Below are 20,958 nucleotides of genomic sequence, written 5' to 3' on the forward strand. Positions count from 1 at the left end.
CATGGCGTTAACGCGCTCTAAACCTTCAAGGACGTTGTTTTATCGCGCTTCGGGGCGCCGCGCGAGGCGTATCCACAGCAGGATCTGGAGCAGCGCTAGCAACGGCAGGATCGCGAACATCGGCGCCGCGAAGCCGAAGAGCAGCGAGGGTGCGAGCATGACCCACGCCTGGTCGGCGTCGGGGAGAAGCCAGTGAAAACGGCGCTTTTCCCCCGAATCCTCATAGAGCCAGCGCGCCAGCAGGATCGCCGCGGCAAGGCATGGCGCGAGCGCCGCCTCGGCGAAGGGCGGCGCCTTGTGCTCGGCTCCCGCAAGCGACAGCAACCAGGGGAAGATGGCAAGCAGCACCCAGGCAAAGGTGCGGATGATCTCGCGCCACCGGTCCTGGCCCGCGCTTTCGGCGCGAAAGGCCGATAGGAACCGCATCGCGGCAAGGCCGAGGCCGCCGAATACCGCAACGAGCGCCCCCGCCGCCGCGAGCCCGCTCGCCGCGAGCAGCGCGACGATGACCCAGAGCAGGCCGGTGACATAGGGAAGATAACGCGCGGTCGCGGGCGATTTGACCAGCAGCGGCCCGGCGAGCCGGACGAGCGGCATCATGATCGCCGACCGCCCGAGCCCCATCCCGCCATATTCGACCTGCTGCAGGCTTGATTGCTCTATCAGCGCGGCGACCTTGCGATCGGCAACGATCGCGATCTCGCCCTGCTCGAACAGTGCGGGCTCGCAATAGAGCCGCCGCGCACCCGCCTGCACCGCGAGCCGAAGCAAGGTCAGCATCATGTCCCACTCGCCGGGCATCGCCGCGAGCTCGGCGACCATCGGCGGGGAAATGCAGGCAAGTCCACCCCAGCGGCGTGTCGCGTCGATCCGCTCGAATCCCTGCGTCAGAACCGTGTCGCCGGTGACGAGGATCGCGGGCGTCCCCGGCTTCGCGATCGCGGCATAATGCGTCCCACCCGCGCGCAAACCGTCCGCGACCAGGAGGATCCGGTCGTCCTCCTCGACGAGCGCCATCAGGTCGGACGCCGTGCGTACCGACGTCACCCGCATCCCCCGGCGACGGATGCGGTCGCAGGTCGCTAGCAGGTCTGCAGGCACCGAGCCCACCGCAACGGCGACATGGGTGACGCCGACGTCGGCGAGCCGCACCGCCTGCCGCTCGATCAGCGTCTCGCCCGCGACCGAAACGAGCGCGCGCAGCCCTCCGTCGGGCAAGGTTTCGCTGGCGCCGACCAGCGCGATCAGGGCCATGGGGCGGCACCGGGCGGAAAAGCTCTCATCGCGCGAGAGCTTTACGGCGGCATCCGCGATTGGCAAGCCGCTTGTCGGCCGTCATGACGCCACGAAAAACCCGCCTTCGGGCCGCACTATCACCTCTCCCGTCGTCATGCTGAACTTGTTTCAGCATCCATGGCCAGGCCTCTCCTTCTACGCGGCTCCGGTTTCGAGGGCAGACCATGGACCCTGAAACAAGTTCAGGGTGACGAAGCTGGAAAAAGACGGGCGTCCGGCCGGAAATCTCCCGCTAAAAAATCTGCCTGAATCGCCCCGAATCGCTGGCCTTTTCCCCCGCCATCGGCTAATCCGGTGCCACCTCCCGAAAGAACCAAAAAGGCCGGGTCTTGACCGAAGAAAATACGCCTGTGCAGCCGTCCGAGGACGGCGTTTCGCCGATCAATATCGTCGATGAAATGAAGACGTCCTATCTCGATTACGCGATGAGCGTGATCGTCAGCCGTGCGCTCCCCGACGTGCGCGACGGGCTGAAGCCGGTGCACCGCCGCATCCTCTACGCGGCGCAGGAAGGCGGCTTCGTTCCGGGCCGTCCGTACAAGAAATCGGCGAAGATCGTCGGCGACGTGATGGGCAACTATCACCCGCACGGCGACAGCGCGATCTACGATGCGCTCGCGCGCATGACGCAGGACTGGTCGCTCCGTGTTCCGCTGATCGACGGCCAGGGCAATTTCGGCTCGATGGACCCCGATCCGCCGGCGTCGATGCGCTACACCGAGGCGCGCCTCGCCAAGACCGCGATGGTGCTGCTCAACGACCTCGACAAGGATACGGTCGACTTCCAGCCCAATTACGACGCGAGCCGCGACGAGCCGACGGTGCTCCCGGCGCGCTTCCCGAACCTGCTCGTCAACGGCGCGGGCGGCATCGCGGTCGGCATGGCGACCAATATCCCGCCGCACAACCTTGGCGAAGTGATCGACGCGACGCTCGCCATGATCGACCGCCAGCTCGAAGGCGGCGCGCCGATCACGCTCGAGGAGCTGATGGCGATCGTCCCCGGCCCCGACTTCCCGACCGGCGCGATGATGCTCGGCCAGGGTGGCGCGCGCAACGCCTACGCCACCGGCCGCGGCTCGATCATGATGCGCTCGACGCATATCATCGAGGAAGGCAGGAATGATCGACAGTCGATTGTTTTGACGTCGATTCCCTTCCAGGTCGGCAAGTCTGGCCTCGTCGAGAAGATCGCCGAGGCCGCGCGCGACAAGCGCATCGAGGGCGTCGCCGACATCCGCGACGAATCGAACCGCGAGGGCGTGCGCGTTGTCATCGAGCTGAAGCGCGACGCGACCGCCGAGGTCGTGCTCAACCAGCTCTGGCGCCATACGCCGGCGCAGTCGAGCTTCCCCGCGAACATGCTCGCGATCCGCGGCGGCCGCCCCGAGATGCTCGGGCTCCAGGATATCCTCACCGCCTTCATCGCCTTCCGCGAAGAGGTGATCACCCGGCGCTGCAAATTCGAACTCGCCAAGGCGCGCGACCGCGCGCACATCTTGCTCGGCCTCGTCGTCGCGGTCAGCAATCTCGACGAGGTTGTTCGGATCATCCGCGGCGCCCCCAACCCCGGTGCGGCGCGCGAGGCATTGCTCGCCCGCGAATGGCCGATCGGCGAAATCGCGCCCTATATCCGCCTCGTCGAAGCGATCGAGGGCGAGATGGAGGATAGCGCCACCTATCGCCTGTCCGAAATCCAGGTGAAGGCGATTCTCGACCTTCGCCTCCATCGCCTGACCGCGCTCGGCCGCGATGAAATCGGCAAAGAACTCGGTGAGTTGGCGACCGAGATTGAGGAACTGCTTTCGATCCTCGCGGATCGTGTGAAACTTTATGGCGTGATGCGCGAGGAACTGGTCGCGGTGCGCGACGAATTCGCGACGCCGCGCAAGACGCTCGTCGCTCCCGCCGCCGACGGCATCGACGACGAGGACCTGATCGAGCGCGAGGAGATGGTCGTCACCGTCACCATGGACGGCTATATCAAGCGCACCCCGCTCGACACGTTCCGGGCGCAGAGGCGCGGCGGCAAGGGCCGCGCCGGCATGGCGACCAAGGACGAGGACGTCGTCACCGAACTGTTCGTCACCTCGACCCACACGCCGGTGCTCTTCTTCTCGACGCTCGGCAAGGTCTACCGCATGAAAGTGTGGCGCTTGCCCGAGGGCGGACCCGCGACACGCGGGCGGCCGATGGTCAACCTGTTGCCGCTGGCGCCGGGAGAGACGATCTCGACCGTGCTGCCGCTCCCCGAGGACGAGGACGAATGGGGCAAGCTCCACGTCATGTTCGCGACCGCGAAGGGCAGCGTGCGCCGCAACAGCATGGACGCCTTCACCAACGTCCCGTCGAACGGCAAGATCGCGATGAAGTTCGAGGGCGAGGACGAGGACGACCGGCTGATCGGCGTCGCGCTGCTCGGCGACAATGACGACGTCCTGCTCGCGACGCGGCAAGGCAAGGCGATCCGTTTCGCCGGCGACGAGGTGCGTGCGTTCCAGAGCCGCAATTCGACCGGCGTGCGCGGCATGAAGCTCGCCAAGGACGATGATGAAGTCATCTCGCTGTCGATCCTTCATCGCGGCGGGATGCGCGACCAGGACGAGCGCGAGGATTATCTGCGTTTCGCGCCGTGGAAGGCCGAAAAGGAAGGCGCGCCGAACATGTCGGCCGAGCGCTTCGCCGAGCTTTCGGGCCGCGAACAGTTCATCCTCACCGTCTGCGCCAATGGCTATGGCAAGCTGTCGTCGGCCTATGAATATCGGCGCACCGGCCGCGGCGGCCAGGGCATCACCAATATCGACAATATCGGCCGCAATGGACCCGTCGTCGCGAGTTTCCCGGCGACGCAGGCACACCAGCTGATGCTCGTCACCGACCAGGCGAAGCTGATCCGCATGGGGCTCGACACGCTGCGCGTCATCGGGCGCGGCTCGGCCGGCGTGCGCCTGTTCGACGTCGCCGAGGGCGAGCATGTCGTCTCGGCAGCGCTGATCGAGGAGAGCGAAGAGGAAACGGTCGACGAGAATGTGGCGGCGGAAACCGAATCTGCGGGCGGCGAATGACCGCCGCCACCGCCTTCAAGATATTGACCGCCCAGCAATGGGCCGATTTCGAGCGCGAGCGCGTCTTTCGCGGCGCGCCGGTCGATGTCGCCGACGGCTATATCCATCTGTCGACCGCCGAACAGCTCGAAGGCACGCTCGAAAAGCATTTCGCCGGACAGAGCGACCTGCGGATCGTCGAAGTCGATCTGGCTCAGCTCGAAAAGATGGTCCGATGGGAGGAAGCGCGCGACGGCGCCCTCTTCCCGCATCTCTATGGTGAATTGCCGATGCACGTGGTCGTGAGACTCAGCAAGCGGAACTGATGCGCGTCGCCCCTGCGCGGGCGTGATGATAGCTTCCGATTGACCCCCCGCATCAAACGGCGCAGCATCATGCCATGACGATCGCCATCGCCCCCAGCGGTCAGGCCTGTGGCGCGCGCGTCACCGGTGTCGACCTCACGCAGCCGCTCGACGGCGGAACCATCGCCGATATTCGCGAGGCGTGGCTCGACCACCATGTCCTCGCCTTCCCCGATCAGAGGATGAGCGACGACGATCTCGAGCGCTTCACCGGCTATTTCGGCGGCTTCGGGGACGATCCCTTCATCAAGCCCATCGCCGGGCGCGAGCATATCATCGCGGTGAAGCGCAAGGCCGACGAGACCGCGCCGCTGTTCGCCGAAAACTGGCACAGCGACTGGAGTTTCCAGGCGCGACCGCCCGCGGGAACCTGCCTGTTCGGCATCACCATCCCACCCGTCGGGGGCAACACCGACTTCGCGAACCAGCATGCCGCGCTCGACGCGATGCCCGATGGTCTGCGCGCCCGGATCGAAGGGAAAATGGCGATCCACAGCGCGCGCGGCGGCTACGCCCCTTCGGGCATGTATGGTGCCAGGGATCCCAAAGGCATCGGGGGCCGCAGCATGGACATCCGGTCGGGCGAGGAAGCACTGGCGACGCAGACGCACCCGTTCATCCGCAAGCATCCCGAAACCGGCCGCGAGGGGCTGTTCGGCTGTGCCGGCTATATCATCGGCATCGAGGGCATGGACGACGCCGAGGCGCTGCCGCTGCTCTACGAACTGCTGCAATGGCAGGGCAGCGAGCCATTCCGCTACAGCCACGAGTGGGAAGCGGGCATGCTGATCATGTGGGACAATCGCTCGGTCCTCCACCGCGCGACCGGCGGCTACGACGGCTATGACCGCCTGCTTCACCGCACGACGATCGCGGCGTGGGACGGATAGCGAAACCCTCCGCATAAGCCATGCGTTGCTCCTGCAGGAAGGAGCCCGACCATGACCCTAGCTCACGACACGCTCGTCCTCGTCGCCGACGGCCGCAAGGCGCTGTTCCTGCGCAATCACGGCGACGACCAGCAGATCGACCTGCGCACCCAGTCGCACCGGGCGCGCGAGGATCGCAAGGACAGCGATATCAAGACAGCGCCCGCCGGCCAGTCGCCCGCCCCCGCGGGAAGCGGTCTCGCCGGCGGAACGATGACCGAGCCCGATTTCCATCAGCAGGAAGAGGACCGCTTCGCGCGCGATGTCGCCGAAAAGGTCAATGCGATGGCGCTGGCGGGCGCCTTCGACGCTTTGGTGGTGATCGCGCCGGCCCGCACCATGGGCGAACTGCGTCCGCTCTGGCACAAGGAAGTGACCGCGCGCCTCGCCGGCGAGCATGTCAAGGAAATGACCGACCGGCCGATCCCCGATATCGAGGCGCTGCTCGCGGGCGAAGCCGCGCCGCCATCCTGATCAGGCGCGCGCCTCTTTCGACAGCGTCGACACCACCCCCCATGCGATGAGCGCCTGTCCTCCGAAATAAAGCGGCCAGACGAGCCACATCGTGACGTCTTTCGACAGAACTCCGCCCTCGCCCGCGAAGATGAACAGGTCGCTCGCGAGGAACAGCATCGCGCCGATGCCGGTGCGATAGCGCGGAAAGCGGCTGGTCCATGCCGCGGCGGCCATCGCCGCGACGAACAGCGAATAGACGGCGGCGTGCCACCAGCCGGGCGCCGGGCTCAGCATGCCCCACACGATCACCAGCGTCGCGGGCATCACCAGCCAGCCGAGCAGGCGCTGCGACGCCGTCGTCGCGGGCCGCCGGTTGGTCAGGTACAGAATGATCGCAATGACATGCCCGATCACGAAAGCCACCGCCCCGGTCTCGAGCCCCTTCGCGTCGAGGAGCCAGTCGCCGAGCGCTCCGAAACCGAGCGCCGCGGCGATCAGCCAGCCATTCCTTTCGCGGGCGTTCGCCGCAGCCCACAGCGCGAGAAAGGCGACGCCGCTCGTCTTCCACGCCCAGATCGCCGGCCCGTCGAGCCGCTGGTACACCGCCGCGAAGAAACTGATCCCGCCGGCGAGTGCCAGCCACCACAACCACCGCGCCCGATCCCAGCCCTGTTCGCCCGACATCATCCGCCCCTTTGCATCTTGTCTTCAACCCGCGTAGGGCCATTGACTATCGTCGTCATTGCGAGCGAAGCGAAGCAATCCAGGGTTGGCGTAAACCACTCTGGATTGCTTCGCTTCGCTCGCAATGACGCTTCAATTTGACGTCATCCCCGCTCTTAGTGCGCGGGCAATTGGGCACAAGTCAACGGATAGAGACATGACGCACGACATTCAGATCATCGGCGGCGGCCTCGCGGGCTCCGAGGCGGCGTGGCAGCTTGCCGAGGCGGGTTATCGCGTGCGCCTGTCCGAAATGCGCGGCGGCGGCGATACGACGCCCGCGCACCAGGGCGACACGCTCGCCGAGATGGTGTGCTCGAACAGCTTCCGCAGCGACGACGCTGACAGCAATGCGGTCGGTCTGCTCCACCGCGAGATGCGCGCGCTGGGCTCGATCATCATGCGCGAGGCCGATGCCACGAAAGTCCCCGCGGGTTCGGCGCTCGCGGTCGATCGCGACCTTTTCTCGGGCGGCGTGACGAAGCTGCTTTCGGAGCATCCGAATATCACCATCGTCCGCGAACGCATCGACACGCTGCCGCCCGAAGGCATGACGATCGTCGCGACCGGCCCGCTCACCGCCGCGGGTCTCGCGGAGAGCATCGGCGCGGCGACCGGCAAGGATGCCCTCGCCTTCTTCGATGCGATCGCCCCCATCGTCTACCGCGACAGCATCGACATGGACGTCGCGTGGATGGCGAGCCGCTGGGACAAGGTCGGGCCGATCGGCGACGGCAAGGATTATATCAACTGCCCGATGGACAAGGATCAATATCACGCCTTCGTCCAGGGGCTCGTCGACGGCGACAAGACCGACTTCAAGGATTGGGAAAAGGACACCCCCTATTTCGAAGGCTGCATGCCGATCGAGGTGATGGCCGAACGCGGCCCCGAAACCTTGCGCTTCGGCCCGATGAAAGGCGTCGGTCTCGACAACCCGCGCACCGGCCGCTGGCCCTATGCGGTCGTCCAGCTTCGCCAGGACAATGCGCTCGGCACGCTGTGGAACATGGTCGGCTTTCAGACCAAGCTGAAGCACGCGGCGCAGGTCGAACTGTTCCGCACCATCCCCGGTCTCGAAAAGGCCGAGTTCGCGCGTCTCGGCGGACTGCACCGCAACAGCTTCATCCGCTCGCCCGAGCTGCTCGACGGTCAGCTTCGGCTCAAATCGGCGCCGCATATCCGCTTCGCCGGACAGATCACCGGCTGCGAAGGTTATGTCGAAAGCGCCGCGATCGGCCTCGTCGCCGCGCGCTTCGCCGCCGCCGAGCTCGCGGGGCGCGACCTGCCGCCGCCGCCGCCCGAAACCGCGCTCGGCGCGCTGCTCGGGCATATCACCGGCGGCGCCGACGCCGCGAGCTATCAGCCGATGAACGTCAACTTCGGCCTGTTTCCGCCGCTCGCGGAAGATGTCCGCAAGAAGGACCGCAAGCTCGGCTACACGAGACGCGCGGGCGAGGCGCTGGCCGAATGGATAAAGCTGACCGATGGCGTGGTCGCCTAGGGGCCGTTGCGGCAGCTTGGGGTGGGGAGCGGCCGTTCAAGATCACGTCATGCTGAACTTGTTTCAGCATCCATGGCCAGACCTCTCGTTCGATGCCGCGTCGAAGTAGACGGCAGGCCATGGACCCTGAAACAAGTTCAGGGTGACGGTGGTGAAATGGCCGCTACGGTCGATTCCCGACATTCGTCATCCCGGACTTGATCCGGGATCCCGCTTTTTGAGGCATCGACTGGCTTCGAAAGGTCGAGCGGGACCCCGGATCAAGTCCGGGGTGACGATGAAAGACAGGCGCGCGCTCCAGAGGATGGCCCATCTGGTGATCCCCGGCGAAAGCCGGGGGCCAGAGCGCGATTAGCCAGCATCGGTTTCTAACGCCCTGGACCCCGGCTTTCGCCGGGGATCACGTTATTTTTGTCCGCAACCGGTCGCTTGCAGACACTCAGCAACTGCACTTCGGTTTCGCCACCCGTTTCGGCGCCGTGGTCGCGAACTCCACCCGCGTCAGGTCGCCCGACTTGTCGGCATCGGCGCCCGCGAAGCGGTCGCTCGTCGCTGCCGCCCATTCCTCGAAGCTCAGCAGATTATTGCCGTCCTTGTCGAGCTTGCGAAAAGCCGCGGTGCGCGTCGACATCATCTCGACCCGGCTGATCCGTTCGTTGCGGTCGCGGTCGTAGCGGTTGAAGCGGCGCTCCTCGCGCGATTCCGCCTTGGCCGATGGCAGCGCAGGCGGCGCGGCGCCGCGCTTCGGGGCATTGGCGCCCGCTACCGGGATCGCGGGCAGCGCGGGTGGTGGATCGGGCAGGGCTGGATCCGCGGCGACCTGGGTATAGCCCTTCCACATAAAGACGCCGCCGGTCAGCAGCAGCGCGCTCGCGACACCGCCGATCAGAAAACGTGAAACCGCCATGAAGCCCCTCCCGACGCGAGGTTACATGGATCGCCGGTCGCAGCCAAGTGCCCGTCGCCCCAGCCAAAGCTGGGGTCACTATCGGCACAGCGCGAACCCGCCAGCGGCCCCAGCCTTCGCTGGGGCGACGATTTATCGAGATGATTGTTCAAAACTTCCCCCATCATTGCTATATCCGATCAATGCACAACTACCTCCCCTCGCTGAAGCAGATGCAATATCTGGTCGCGCTTCATGAGCATGGCCATTTCGGCCGCGCCGCCGACGCCTGCAACGTCACCCAGTCGACGCTGTCGGCGGGCATCCGCGAGCTCGAAACCCTGCTCGGCCAGACGCTGGTCGAGCGCACGCGCCGCGTCGTGCGCTTCACCATGCTCGGCAATGCGATCGTCGAAAAGGCGCACCGCGTGCTACGCGAGGCCGAGGAACTCGCCGACATGGCCGCCGCCGCCGCGGCGCCGCTCGTCGGCGAACTGCGCATGAGCGTCATCCCGACCATCGCCCCCTTCCTCCTCCCCGGCCTTCTGCCCCGGCTCCGCAAGGAGCGGCCGTCGCTGAAGCTCTTCCTGCGCGAGGAACCGAGCGCGCAAGCCTGCGAGTCGCTCCATCACGGCGCGGTCGACTGCGTGCTTCTCGCCCTCCCCTACGCGTGCGGCGACGTCGAGGCCGAGACGCTGTTCGACGACGCGCTGTTCGTCGCCTTCCCCGGCGACCAGGCCGAGGAGCTGCCGGCCATGGTCAGCGCCGATCAGATCGACCCCGCGCAGATGCTGATGCTCGAGGACGGTCATTGCCTGAAGGACCATGCGCTCGCCGCGTGCAACCGCCCCGAGCTGCGTGCCGGGGCGCGGATGATGGGCACCTCGCTCCACACGCTCGTCCAGATGGTCGACAACGGCCTCGGCATCACGATGTTGCCGCAGATGGCGATCGAGGCCGGCATTCTCGACCACACCGACATCGACACCCGGCCACTCGATTCGGAGCACGACTGGCGCACCATCGCGCTCGTCTGGCGCAAGGGCAGCCCGCGCGCCGACGAGTTCAAGATGCTCGCCGATATCTTCCGCAAACATAAGGTGAATTGATTCCACCCGTCATCCCGGCGAAGGCCGGGATCTCACCCTATCGTTATGGCGCACCGGCGAGATCCCGGCCTTCGCCGGATGACGAATTCAACCCCACCGCCCCGCGCGCTCGGTATCGCTCTCACGCTGCTCGACCCAATCCGCGCGCCCGTCGGCGAAGGTCTCGCGCTTCCACAGCATCACGTCGGTCTTCAGCCGGTCGATCAGATATTCGGTCGCCGCGATCGCCTCGGCGCGGTGCGGGCTGCTCGCGAGGACGAGGACGATGGTGTCGCCCGGCGCCATCGCCCCGACCCGGTGGATCAGCGTCAGCGCCCCGAGCCACCAGCGCGCCGCGGCCTGCGCCGCCAGCTCGTCGAGCCCGCGCGCGGTCAGCACCGGATGATGGTCGAGGAACAGCTCGACGAGCCCGTCATCGCCGCGCACTCGGCCCACAAAGCTTGCGCTCGCGCCATGTCCGCCCGCATCGTGCGCCGCGAGTTCGGCCGCGACGTCGATAGGCTCGGGGCGGACGTCGACGCGGATCATCCCCCCGTCACCGGTGGAAACAGCGCGACCTCCTCGGCATCGCCGATGACGGCGTCGGCGCCGACCATCGCCCCGCCGAGCGCGGCGCGAATGCGGTGCGGCTCGGCAAAGGCGCGCGCGCCGCGCTCGTCGCGCGCCGCGAGCCAGCGCACCAGATCGCCGACCGTCGCGATGCCCGCGGGCAGCTCGACCGCTTCCTCGGCGATTCCCATGCGCTCGCGCACCCAGGCGAAATAGGCGATCCGCATGTGTCCGCCTCAGTCCATATGCTTCAGGCCGACGCGCAGATAATCCCAGCCGGTGATCAGCGTCAGCACCGCCGCGCCCCACAGCGAGGCGAGCCCGACGGTCTTGACCCACGCCATCGCGGGCACGGCGCCCGCGAGGATCAGCGCGCCGAACGCGATCAGCTGGAACGCGGTCTTCCATTTGGCGAGCCGGGTGACCGGCATCGACACCTGCAGCGTCGCGAGGAACTCGCGCAGGCCCGACACGATGATCTCGCGCAGCAGGATGACCAGCGCGGCGATCACATGATAACCCGCAATGTCGCGCGTGAAGACGAGCAGCAGGATCACCGCCGCGATCATGATCTTGTCGGCGATGGGGTCGAGAAAGATGCCGAGCCGCGACACGGTGCCGCGCGCCCGCGCAACATAGCCGTCAAAATAATCGGTAATGCCCATCAGGCAGTAGAGGCCGAAGGCGAAGGCGTAATCGATCGGCTTCGGCTGATGCCCGCCAGGGGCGACGCCGGGCCACAGCAGGAAGAGCAGGATGGGAACCGCCAATATCCGCGACAATGTCAAAAGATTGGGAAGGCTGAGCATGATCCCCGATTTCCACCGCGGCGGCGCGACTGTTCCAAAATGGGCTTTGACCCCGCTTCCCCTAACCGATAAGCCCCCCGGGCGACAACCATATTGCCCCGCGGGGCCGGTGGCGGGACGAATTGGGGTGGATAAAGTGGGTTACGCATGACCGGTTCCTTTGCGCTGATGAAGCAACGCCGGTTCCTGCCTCTGTTTGCGACCCAGTTCCTCAACGCCTTCAACGACAATTTCTACAAGATGGCGATGGTGATCCTCGTCACCTTCACCATCTACAAGGATCCCGAGACCGAGGCCTGGTTCAACGCGCTCGCGGGCGGCCTCTTCATCCTGCCCTTCTTTCTCTTCTCGGCGCTCGCCGGGCAGCTTGCCGACAGCACCGACAAGACGCGGATGATCCGCCTCATCAAGAGCGCGGAAATCCTGATCATGATCGTCGGCGGCGCCGGAATCTGGCTCCACAACGTGCCGCTGATGCTGCTCGCGCTCTTTTCGATGGGGATGCACTCGACTTTCTTCGGCCCGATCAAATATGCGATCCTGCCCCAGCATCTGCACGAGGACGAGGTGCTGGCGGGCACCGGCTGGGTCGAGGCGGGCACCTATATCGCGATCCTTGGCGGCACCATCGTCGGCGGGCTGACTCCACCCCATTTCGCTATCATCGGCATCATCACGGTCGCCGTGATCGGGCGGCTGACCGCCAGCTCGGTGCCGCCCGCGCCGCCCGAAGCGGAAGCGCGCGATCTCGTCATCGACCACAACGTCTTTCGCTCGTCGTGGCAGATCGTCAATTCGACGATGCACATCCCGCGCCTGTTCCTCGCGATCGTCTCGATCAGCTTCTTCTGGGCGATCGGCGCGATCCTCGCGGCCCAATTCCCGCCGCTGGTGAAAAATGCGCTCGGCGCCGACAACACCGTCGCGACGCTGTTCACCGCCATCTTCTCGGTGGGCGTCGCGATCGGCTCGATCGTCGTCAACCGGCTGCTCAAGGGACACGTCTCCGCGCGCTATTCGCCGGGATCGGTGATCGTGATGGGGATATTCGTCGTCGACCTGTGGCTGTCGGTGCGCGGTTGGCAGCACGCCGACGGCACGCTGATGGCGTGGCGCGAATTCCTGTCGCTGCGCGCGGGCGACCGCATCATCCTCGACCTGCTCGGCATCGCGATCGCGGGCGGCATGTTCGTCGTGCCGCTTTATGCCTTTCTGACCACCACGGTCGCCAAGTCGCAGACGGCGCGGACGATCGCCGCGAACAATATCGTCAATTCGGGCTTCATGGTCGCGGCGACGCTGATCCTCAGCGTGCTGATCGGCATGGGGCTGACGATCGACGACACGCTGCTGATGGTCGCGGCGATGTGCCTCGTTTCCGCCTGGCTCGCGTGGAAGCTGCACAAGGCCTGTGATTAGACGGAGGCTTCCGACCGATTGCGGACGTCGACAAACCAGCTAAAATGCTGACGATTACTTTCGGGGCTAGGGCATGTTTCTCAGAACACAACGTCAACGCATCCGCATGAGATCAGTTTTGCTGGCGAGCTACCGTCGAGGCGATCAGGAATGGGGGCGTTGGCTACAATGGGAAATCGCTAAGCCGATTTTGCCGCTTTTCTTGGCTGTGCTCCTTCATATGATCGGGTGGATCGCAATCCCAAATGCCATATTTCTGCTGATACTTCTCACCTACGGGGCGTGGATCGCCTTCGTTTCTTGGCACGCATGGAGTGCGTTCAAGCGACTAGATAAAAAGCGATTAGCCCTTCTTGATGCATCAGGCGTCAAGTGCGACTTGGGAAAGATGATGACCGACCGGCGTGCTTGGGCCGCTGTGCGTGAGGGCAAAACCATGCGCGAAATCTTGGACGGTCCGCCGCTCGATTAAAAGCGCTACATCGCCATCCAATGATCCTTCCCACCCCAAAGCGGACGCAACCGCTACCGGCCCACGCCTCAAATCAAAAACATCATCGTCGCGGTAAAAAACACCGCGAAACTCTCCAGAAACAGCCCCACGTCGCTGCTGCTCACGAACATCGGTCGCGGGCGGCGTTCCTCGGCCAGCGCGCGGCGCAGCGCGCCTTGCCAGTCCTGTGGAGCGCTCAGCCGCGCGATCGCCAGTTGCCGGGCGCCGTGGTCGCGCACGCGGCCGCGAATGTCGATGCGGAGATCGGGGTCGAGTCGGTCCATGCCCCGACGCTAGGAAGGTCTTAACGAAGTGGTAAGGTTAAAAAGTCGTTAACGCGGCGGGCGTCCCGTCGCGGGACGCCTTTCTGCGCGGCGCCTAACGCGGCGGCGCGGCGATCCGCACCGCGCGGCGGTCGCCGGCGCCCGCCTGGAACGGCTTGCAGCGCTGCGGCCGCATCCGCGGCCCGAGGCAGATGCGCACCTCGTCGAGCCAGCCCTCGCGGTCGGTCACCACGGCGATCATCGATGCGTTCACTCCTTGATTGACCTTGGCAAAGGCGGCGCGGATCGATCCCGCGGTCTGCGGCCGCGTCGCGAGCGCCTTCATGTCGGGAAAGCGCACCGCGCCGAACAATATTTCGGCGGCGCGGAAATAGGCGGCGGGATGCGGGCTCATGCAGGTGCCGTGCTTCGCCCATTCGTGCTGCAGAAGCTGCGCCGAGGGAGTCATGCACATATGGCGGCGGAGGATCGCCGTGGGCACGATCTTCGCCGGGCGGCACCATTGCGGATAGGCGGGGCCATCGGATTCGGGCCACAATCCGTGAAGCACCCAGCCGAAGCGCCCGCCCTCGCCCGCACATTGGAAGCGGTCGCGCGGCGCCCTCGGATTGCGCACGCTCGCGCAATGCTGCGGCGACCAGCTCATGGCGAGCAGATAGCCCGCGATCTTCGGGCTGCGCGCCGGTTCGCCGCGCCGCGGCTTCTCGATGCGCGGCACCGCCACGCGATCGGGCGGCGTGCAGGCAAGCGCCTGCGCGTGGGCGGCGGTGGGCGCGAGCGCCAGCAGCGCCGCGGCGGCGCTAAGCCAGCGCAAAATCGAGCCCGATATCGGCGGCCGGCGCCGACTGGGTCAGCCGTCCGACCGACACATAGGTCACCCCCGTCTCGGCGATCGCGCGGATCGTGTCGAGCCGTACCCCGCCCGACGCCTCGGTCGGAACGCGGCCCGCGACGAGAGCGACCGATTCGCGCAGCGCCGCGAGGTCCATATTGTCGAGCAGCAGGTGCGTCGCACCCGCGGCGAGCGCGGGCGCCACCTGGTCGACGCGGTCGACCTCGACGATGATGTTCGCGATCTTCGCATCGACGGCACGCCGCACCGCTTCCTCGACCGATCCGGCGACCGCGACATGATTGTCCTTGATCATCGCCGCGTCCCACAATCCCATGCGATGATTGGTCGCGCCGCCCATGCGCGTCGCATATTTTTCGAGCACGCGCAGGCCGGGAATCGTCTTGCGCGTGTCGAGCAGCGTCGCGCCCGTGCCCGCGATCGCGTCGACATAGGTGCGCGTCATCGTCGCGATGCCCGACAGATGCTGGACGGTGTTGAGCGCCGACCGCTCGGCGGTCAGCATCGCGCGCGCGTCGCCCGACAGGCGGACGAGATCGGTGCCGGCGGCGACTTGCGCGCCCTCCTCGACCAGCACCTCGATCGCCATGTCGGGCGCGAGCGCGCGGAAGAAACGCTCGGCGATCGGGAGTCCCGCGACGGTGATCGCGTCGCGGCTGTCCATCACCCCCTCGAAGCGCGCATCGGCGGGAATCGTCGCCAGCGACGTGATGTCGCCGCCGCTGCCGAGATCCTCGGACAGCGTGGCGCGGACGAAGGCATCGAGGTCGAAGCCGGGGAGCGTGAAATCGGTCATGGCCCCCGCGATAAAGGCTGGGTCCGGCAAATCAACTTGACGTTTACGTCAACTGGCGCTGTCATGGGCATCGACAATCAAGCCCGGCGTTCGTCATTGCGAGGAGCCGAAGGCGACGCGGCAATCCAGAGCGGCGGGTACCGCCCTGGATTGCTTCGCTCCGCTCGCAATGACGAAACGGGAAATCGGGAGAAGAAGAATGCAATCCCCCATCTGCGCCCTGCTCGGCATCGAATTCCCCCTCCTCGCCTTCTCGCATTGCCGCGACGTCATCGTCGCGGTGTCGAAAGCGGGCGGCATGGGCGTCTTCGGCGCCGCCGCGCTGCCGCCCGAACGGCTCGAGGAGGAGCTGGCGTGGATCGACGCGCATATCGGCGGGCGTCCCTATGGCGTCGACCTGATCGTCCCCAACAGCTTCGCCGGCAAGGGCGAAGCGCCGGCGGCCGGCACGCCCCGGATCCCCGAGGCGCATCTGCAATTCGCGGCCGATATTCTCGGCAAGTTCGACGTCGACGCCGAAGGGCTCGAGGATGCGATGGCGGCGCGACAGAGCTTTGGTGAGAATATGCACGAGGATGGCGCGGCGAAACTGCTCGAGGTCGCCTTCCGCCACCCGATCAAGCTGATCGCCAACGCGCTCGGCGTGCCGCCGCAACTGATGCTCGACCTGGGCAAGCGGCACGGCGTGCCAGTCGCCGCGCTCGTCGGAACGCGCGATCATGCGCTGGCGCAGGTGCGCGCCGGAGTCGACATTCTCGTCGTCGCGGGCGGCGAGGCGGGCGGCCATTGCGGCGAGGTCGCGACGATGGTGCTGGTGCCAGAGGTCGCGGCGGCGCTCGATGCGATCGGCGATTCGACGCCGATCCTCGCCGCGGGCGGCATCGTCACCGGGCGTCAGATGGCCGCCGCGATGGCGATGGGCGCCCACGGTGCCTGGTGCGGATCGGTGTGGCTCACCACCGCCGAGGCCGAGACCAATCCCGTGGTGAAGGACAAGATGCTCGCCGCCAGCGCGCGCGACACGGTGCGGTCGAAGAGCCGCACCGGCAAGCCCTCGCGCCAGCTCCGCTCGCCGTGGACCGACGCATGGGAAGCCGAAGGCGCGCCCAGGCCGCTGCCGATGCCGCTCCAGTCGCTGGTCAGCGAACCCGCGCTGCGCAAGGTCGACAAGCTGTCGGAAGGCGGCCACGAAGGCGCGAAGGCGCTCGCAACCTATTGGGTCGGCCAGGGCGTCGGGCTGATGAACGAGGCGATGGGCGCCGGGCAGGTCGTCCAGGCCTTCAAGGAAGACTGGATCGCCGCGTGCGAACGGCTGAACGGGTTTGTGGGGGAGTAGGCGATAAAAGCCCCCCTCTTCAGAGGAGGGGTTGGGGTGGTGGCGCGCAGCGCGCAAGAAGGCAAGCACCACCCCGCTGTGACTAGCGAGCAAGCTCGCAAGTCTCGCTGCCCCTCCTCTGAAGAGGAGGGGTTGGGTTGAGCCTTACGAAACCGTCGCTTTCACGATCTTGCCGGGCTCGCGCGGCGGTTCGCCCTTCGGCAGCGCGTCGACATTGTCCATGCCTTCGATCACCTCGCCCCAGACGGTATACTGGTTGTCGAGGAAGCGCGCGTCCTCGAAGCAGATGAAGAACTGGCTGTTCGCGCTGTTCGGATTCTGCGCGCGCGCCATCGAGCAGACGCCGCGGACGTGCGGCTCGCTGTTGAATTCGGCCGGCAGGTCGGGGAGCTTGCTGCCGCCCATGCCGGTGCCCGTCGGGTCGCCGCCCTGCGCCATGAAACCGGGGATCACGCGGTGAAAGACGACGCCGTCGTAGAAGCCTTCGCTGGCGAGCTGGCTGATCCGCTCGACATGCTTGGGGGCGAGATCGGGGCGCAGGCGGATGACGACGTCGCCGGTCGACAGCGACAGGGTAAGGGTCTGCTCGGACATGGAAGGCTCCTCATGGATTGGGTTGGCGGTGCCATAGCGGGCGCGGGCGGCAAAGCCACGCATTAATTGCCCGCGCCGCCTCTGGTAGCGTTGCCAAGGCGCGGCTCCGGGACTAGGGGGAAATTCGGTTCACGGGGCTGTTTCGGCCGATCATGTCAGGGAGGGCCGCGCGATGGACGAACGCGAAGATTCCCTGCCCCCCCAAGACGATGTCCTGACCGATGACCGTGACCGGGGCCTCGCCTCCACGGCGCAGGAACCCGATACCGAGCTCGACGAAGACGATCGACTGAAGCCCGAATTCGTCAGCGACGTGCTCGCGCTCGCCGAGGCGGGCGAGCACGAGGCGGCGCGCGAGCGTATCGGCCGCCTCCACCCCGCCGACATCGCCGACCTGTTCGAACTCGTGTCCGACGAGGACCGCCCGCTGCTCGCCTCGGTGCTCGGCGACCTGCTCTCGCCCGACGTGCTCGCCGAGATGAACGAGCATGTGCGCGAGCGGCTGATCGACCTGCTCGCGCCCGAACAGGTGGCCGAAATCGCGTCCGAACTCGATACCGACGACGCCGTCGCGATCATCGAGGATATGGAGGAGGACGAGCAGCAGGCCGTCCTCCAGGCGATGGAGCCCGAGGATCGCGCCGCGATCGAGGACGCCCTCTCCTTCCCCGAGGAGTCCGCCGGTCGCCTGATGCAGCGCGACCTGGTCGCGGTGCCCGAGCATGTCACTGTCGGCGACGTCATCGACCGGCTGCGCGAAGATACCGACCTCACGAGCGATTTCTGGGAAATCTTCGTCGTCGACCCGATGCACCGCCCCGTCGGCACCTGCCAGCTCAGCTGGATCCTGCGCACCCCGCGCGACATCGCGATCAGCGATGTGATGAAGCGCGAACAGACGCTGATCCCGGTCGACATGGACCAGGAAGAAGTCGCGCTCCGCTTCCAGAAATATGCGCTGATCTCGGCCGCCGTGGTCGACAAGGCAGGGCGCCTCGTCGGTATGATCACCGTCGACGATATCGTCCATATCATCCAGGAAGAGGCGGGCGAGGACATCTTGCGCCTGTCGGGCGCCGGCGACGGCGATATCAACGAGCCAATCCGCGAAACCTATGCCGCGCGGGTACGTTGGCTGATCGCCAATCTCGGCACCGCGCTCGTCGCCTCGACCATCGTCGGCATCTTCGGCGGCGCGATCGAGCATATGGTCGCGCTTGCGGCGCTGATGCCGATCGTCGCCGGCGTCGGCGGCAATGCGGGAACCCAGACGCTCGCCGTGACCGTCCGTGCGCTCGCGATGAACCAGCTCACCGATTCGAACAGCTGGCGTGCGGTCTGGCGCGAGATGAAGATCGCGCTGCTCAACGGCGGTACGATCGCGCTGATCGCGGGGACAGCGACCGCGCTCTGGTTCGCCAACCCCGGTCTCGGCGGCGTGATCGCCGCGGCGATGATCGTGAACATCTTCGTCGCCGGCGTGGCCGGGGTCGCCATCCCGCTGCTGCTCGACCGGCTCGATCAGGATCCGGCGGTCGCCAGTTCGATTTTCGTTACCATGACGACCGATTCCATGGGCTTTCTGGCCTTTCTGGGGCTTGCGGTGGCGAGCGGGCTCACCAGCATCTGACCGGCAAAGCCTTGGAATCCAACCGATTCAAAAGATTCGGAAAAAAAGTGCGGCCCCCACCTTTTTTTTGGGAACTTATCCACCGCCAGCTTCGTTGTTCCTTCGAGCAGCGGTCATCGCCCCCCCGCAGCGCTGCTCAGCAACATTGGCCCGGCCCGCATTCCCTCCCCCCCCTCGAACGCGTGCCGGGCCATTTTGCACAAGAAACCCGTAAGAGGTGATAGAATGACAAGTGTCCGTGTAATCCTCCTCACCCTGCTCGCCAGCTTTCTGGTCGCTGGCTGCAATACGGTGAAGGGCGTCGGCCGCGATATCGAATCGGTCGGTCAGGCCGGCGACGACGCGATCCACTGAGGTCTGATAAGAACTTACCCTAAACCTCTTCGAGAGGCTTTTCAGGCGCCGTTTCGGCGCCTGTTTTGTTACGCCGTCGCTGGGTGAACCAGATGGCGAAGAGCGACAATTCGTAAAGCAGGATCAGCGGCACCGCGAGCAGGAACTGGCTGAGCACGTCGGGCGGCGTCGCGACCGCAGCGATCCCGAACGCCGCGACGATCATGTAGCGCCGCGCCGAGACGAGCTGCTCGCGGGTCACCAGCCCCGACCGCTCGATCAGCATCAGCAGGATCGGCAACAGGAAGGCGATGCCGAACGCCATGATGAACTGCATGATGAAGCTCAGATAATTGCCGACCGAAGGCAGCGCTTCCTGCGTCACCCCGCCGATGTTACCCTGATAACCAAGCAGGAATTTGAGCGCCAAGGGCACCGTCACGAAATAGGCGAAGCTGGCGCCGACCGCGAACAGCACGGGGGTCGCGAACAGGAAGGGCAGGAGCGCCCGTTTTTCCTTGCGATAGAGCCCCGGCGCGACGAATTTCCAAAGCTGGTTGGCGATCACCGGAAAGGCGATCATCATCGCCGCGAACAGCGCGACCTTGATCTCGACGAAGAAGGCCTCGAACAGCTGGGTATAGATGAGCTTGCCCTGCCCCGCCCGCACCAGTGGCTGAACGAGGATGCCGAAGATCGGCCGCGCGAAATAGAGGCACGCCCCAAAGGCGACCGCGACCGCGAGCAGCGACTTGAGCAGCCGCGAGCGCAGCTCGATCAGATGGTCGAGCAGCGGCATCTTGCCGCCGGCGCCATCGTCTTCGCCAGCCGTGACCGGAGTTTCGGCCGTCATGGCAGCGGTCCGTCCTTGGGCGGTACGGCGTGGGTTTCGGCAGGCTCGGGGGGCGTTGCCGCCGTTGCCTGATCGGAGTCCACGGCGGGCTGATCGGCCGGCGGCGAGATCAGCGGCGGGTTCGTTTCCGCATCGACGCGCGGAAATTCGCGCATGATCGCGTCATTCTGCTCGCGCCACTGCTTTTCGAGCTCCTCGAGTTCGGCTTCGCGCATCATCGTGTCGAGCCCGGCGCGGAAATGGCGCGCCATGCCGCGCGCCTTGCCGACCCACTTGCCGACGAAGCGCATTGCCTTGGGCAGGTCCTTGGGGCCGATGACGACCAGGGCCACCACGATGACGAGCAGCAGCTCGGTGGGCGCAACGTCGAACATTTACCAGCCCAATCCCGCAGACGGCCGAAAATCAGCGGTTTTCGGTTTCCGCGGTCGGAGCCGGAGTCACCGACGGATCGGGCGTGCGCTGCCCTTCGATCTGCTTCGGCGCCGACGGCGCATCGTCGTCGGCCATGCCCTTCTTGAAGCTCTTGATGCCCTTGGCGACGTCGCCCATCATGTCGGAGAAGCGCCCCTTGCCGAACAGCAGCAGGACGATGACTCCGAAGACCAGCCAGTGCCAGATGCTCAAACCACCCATCTCAAAATCTCCTTGCGCCGCCCATATAGGGGCGGCCTGCGCCGAATGCACCGACGACGTC

Annotated in this window: 24 protein-coding genes; 11 read left to right on the forward strand and 13 right to left on the reverse strand. The window is 66.0% G+C overall.

From position 1 onward, the window contains the following. Positions 1-39: 39 nt before the first annotated feature. On the reverse strand, positions 40-1,254 hold the full coding sequence (locus ACOTSS_RS09385) for a hypothetical protein (RefSeq protein WP_448691217.1): 1,215 nt from the start codon (positions 1,252-1,254) through the stop codon (positions 40-42). 440 nt (positions 1,255-1,694) lie between these two features. On the opposite strand from ACOTSS_RS09385, the gene gyrA reads away from it, so the two are divergent. The 4 genes from gyrA (at position 1,695) to ACOTSS_RS09405 (ending at position 6,108) form a co-directional block, all read left to right on the forward strand. Further along, on the forward strand, positions 1,695-4,361 hold the full coding sequence (gene gyrA, locus ACOTSS_RS09390) for a DNA gyrase subunit A (RefSeq protein WP_448691319.1): 2,667 nt from the start codon (positions 1,695-1,697) through the stop codon (positions 4,359-4,361). Further along, entirely contained in the window at positions 4,358-4,666 is a 309-nt protein-coding gene (locus ACOTSS_RS09395; RefSeq protein WP_448691218.1) for a DUF952 domain-containing protein, read from the forward strand. The genes gyrA and ACOTSS_RS09395 overlap by 4 nt, the downstream gene beginning before the upstream one ends. 74 nt (positions 4,667-4,740) lie before the next feature. After that, positions 4,741-5,595: a TauD/TfdA dioxygenase family protein gene (locus ACOTSS_RS09400; protein WP_448691219.1), complete on the forward strand. Its 855-nt coding sequence runs from the start codon at positions 4,741-4,743 to the stop codon at positions 5,593-5,595. A 51-nt stretch (positions 5,596-5,646) separates the two neighbouring features. Further along, entirely contained in the window at positions 5,647-6,108 is a 462-nt protein-coding gene (locus tag ACOTSS_RS09405) for a host attachment family protein (protein WP_448691220.1), read from the forward strand. Here ACOTSS_RS09405 and ACOTSS_RS09410 read toward each other — a convergent pair whose 3' ends face one another. Beyond that, on the reverse strand, positions 6,109-6,774 hold the full coding sequence (locus tag ACOTSS_RS09410) for a lysoplasmalogenase (protein WP_448691221.1): 666 nt from the start codon (positions 6,772-6,774) through the stop codon (positions 6,109-6,111). Between the two features lie 196 nt (positions 6,775-6,970). Between ACOTSS_RS09410 and trmFO the strand changes: the two genes are divergently transcribed. After that, positions 6,971-8,317, forward strand: coding sequence for a methylenetetrahydrofolate--tRNA-(uracil(54)-C(5))-methyltransferase (FADH(2)-oxidizing) TrmFO (gene trmFO, locus ACOTSS_RS09415; protein ID WP_448691222.1), 1,347 nt, complete (start codon positions 6,971-6,973; stop codon positions 8,315-8,317). A 439-nt stretch (positions 8,318-8,756) separates the two neighbouring features. Here the strand turns inward: trmFO and ACOTSS_RS09420 are convergent, their stop codons facing one another. Further along, on the reverse strand, positions 8,757-9,224 hold the full coding sequence (locus ACOTSS_RS09420) for a hypothetical protein (RefSeq protein ID WP_448691223.1): 468 nt from the start codon (positions 9,222-9,224) through the stop codon (positions 8,757-8,759). A 182-nt stretch (positions 9,225-9,406) separates the two neighbouring features. On the opposite strand from ACOTSS_RS09420, the gene ACOTSS_RS09425 reads away from it, so the two are divergent. Continuing rightward, positions 9,407-10,312, forward strand: a complete 906-nt coding sequence (locus ACOTSS_RS09425) for a hydrogen peroxide-inducible genes activator (RefSeq protein ID WP_448691224.1) — start codon at positions 9,407-9,409, stop codon at positions 10,310-10,312. A gap of 87 nt (positions 10,313-10,399) precedes the next feature. Here ACOTSS_RS09425 and ACOTSS_RS09430 read toward each other — a convergent pair whose 3' ends face one another. Genes ACOTSS_RS09430 through pgsA form a run of 3 tightly spaced genes read right to left on the reverse strand, consistent with a single transcriptional unit; the run spans position 10,400 to position 11,670 of the window. After that, positions 10,400-10,840: a molybdenum cofactor biosynthesis protein MoaE gene (locus ACOTSS_RS09430; RefSeq protein ID WP_448691225.1), complete on the reverse strand. Its 441-nt coding sequence runs from the start codon at positions 10,838-10,840 to the stop codon at positions 10,400-10,402. After that, positions 10,837-11,088: a molybdopterin converting factor subunit 1 gene (moaD, locus tag ACOTSS_RS09435; RefSeq protein WP_448691226.1), complete on the reverse strand. Its 252-nt coding sequence runs from the start codon at positions 11,086-11,088 to the stop codon at positions 10,837-10,839. Before moaD ends, ACOTSS_RS09430 begins: the two co-directional genes overlap by 4 nt. Before the next feature lie 9 nt (positions 11,089-11,097). Next, on the reverse strand, positions 11,098-11,670 hold the full coding sequence (gene pgsA / locus ACOTSS_RS09440; protein WP_448691227.1) for a CDP-diacylglycerol--glycerol-3-phosphate 3-phosphatidyltransferase: 573 nt from the start codon (positions 11,668-11,670) through the stop codon (positions 11,098-11,100). 147 nt (positions 11,671-11,817) lie between these two features. On the opposite strand from pgsA, the gene ACOTSS_RS09445 reads away from it, so the two are divergent. Then, positions 11,818-13,089, forward strand: coding sequence for an MFS transporter (locus ACOTSS_RS09445; protein ID WP_448691228.1), 1,272 nt, complete (start codon positions 11,818-11,820; stop codon positions 13,087-13,089). Between the two features lie 73 nt (positions 13,090-13,162). Continuing rightward, complete coding sequence (locus ACOTSS_RS09450; RefSeq protein ID WP_448691229.1) at positions 13,163-13,561, forward strand: hypothetical protein; 399 nt, start codon at positions 13,163-13,165, stop codon at positions 13,559-13,561. Positions 13,562-13,629: 68 nt separating this feature from the next. Here ACOTSS_RS09450 and ACOTSS_RS09455 read toward each other — a convergent pair whose 3' ends face one another. From ACOTSS_RS09455 to nadC, 3 genes are all read right to left on the reverse strand, one after another. Then, on the reverse strand, positions 13,630-13,866 hold the full coding sequence (locus tag ACOTSS_RS09455) for a hypothetical protein (protein WP_448691230.1): 237 nt from the start codon (positions 13,864-13,866) through the stop codon (positions 13,630-13,632). 94 nt (positions 13,867-13,960) lie between these two features. Next, positions 13,961-14,680 carry a ribonuclease T2 family protein gene (locus ACOTSS_RS09460; protein ID WP_448691231.1) on the reverse strand — a complete coding sequence of 240 codons (720 nt, stop codon included), beginning with the start codon at positions 14,678-14,680 and terminating at the stop codon, positions 13,961-13,963. Then, complete coding sequence (gene nadC, locus ACOTSS_RS09465; protein WP_448691232.1) at positions 14,667-15,515, reverse strand: carboxylating nicotinate-nucleotide diphosphorylase; 849 nt, start codon at positions 15,513-15,515, stop codon at positions 14,667-14,669. Before nadC ends, ACOTSS_RS09460 begins: the two co-directional genes overlap by 14 nt. 199 nt (positions 15,516-15,714) lie before the next feature. Here nadC and ACOTSS_RS09470 point away from each other — a divergent pair, with 199 nt between their 5' ends. After that, positions 15,715-16,851, forward strand: coding sequence for an NAD(P)H-dependent flavin oxidoreductase (locus tag ACOTSS_RS09470; protein WP_448691233.1), 1,137 nt, complete (start codon positions 15,715-15,717; stop codon positions 16,849-16,851). 144 nt (positions 16,852-16,995) lie between these two features. Here the strand turns inward: ACOTSS_RS09470 and ACOTSS_RS09475 are convergent, their stop codons facing one another. Then, the gene (locus tag ACOTSS_RS09475) at positions 16,996-17,445 is read right to left on the reverse strand and encodes a peptidylprolyl isomerase (protein WP_448691234.1); all 450 of its coding nucleotides are present in this window, start codon (positions 17,443-17,445) and stop codon (positions 16,996-16,998) included. Positions 17,446-17,617: 172 nt separating this feature from the next. Here ACOTSS_RS09475 and mgtE point away from each other — a divergent pair, with 172 nt between their 5' ends. Beyond that, positions 17,618-19,075: a magnesium transporter gene (gene mgtE / locus ACOTSS_RS09480; RefSeq protein WP_448691235.1), complete on the forward strand. Its 1,458-nt coding sequence runs from the start codon at positions 17,618-17,620 to the stop codon at positions 19,073-19,075. Positions 19,076-19,300: 225 nt separating this feature from the next. Beyond that, positions 19,301-19,429 (forward strand): entericidin A/B family lipoprotein, encoded by a 129-nt coding sequence (locus ACOTSS_RS09485; RefSeq protein ID WP_257549682.1) that lies wholly within the window; start codon positions 19,301-19,303, stop codon positions 19,427-19,429. Positions 19,430-19,448: 19 nt separating this feature from the next. On the opposite strand, the gene tatC is transcribed toward ACOTSS_RS09485, so the two are convergent. From tatC to ACOTSS_RS09500, 3 genes are read right to left on the reverse strand one after another with little or no spacing between them, the layout of a single operon-like run. Continuing rightward, positions 19,449-20,261: a twin-arginine translocase subunit TatC gene (gene tatC / locus ACOTSS_RS09490; RefSeq protein ID WP_448691236.1), complete on the reverse strand. Its 813-nt coding sequence runs from the start codon at positions 20,259-20,261 to the stop codon at positions 19,449-19,451. Continuing rightward, positions 20,258-20,635 carry a Sec-independent protein translocase protein TatB gene (gene tatB, locus ACOTSS_RS09495; RefSeq protein WP_448691237.1) on the reverse strand — a complete coding sequence of 126 codons (378 nt, stop codon included), beginning with the start codon at positions 20,633-20,635 and terminating at the stop codon, positions 20,258-20,260. The genes tatC and tatB overlap by 4 nt, the downstream gene beginning before the upstream one ends. A gap of 31 nt (positions 20,636-20,666) precedes the next feature. Beyond that, positions 20,667-20,897, reverse strand: coding sequence for a twin-arginine translocase TatA/TatE family subunit (locus tag ACOTSS_RS09500; RefSeq protein ID WP_448691238.1), 231 nt, complete (start codon positions 20,895-20,897; stop codon positions 20,667-20,669). Positions 20,898-20,958: the final 61 nt, after the last annotated feature.

Source organism: Sphingopyxis sp. NJF-3, from assembly GCF_053514865.1.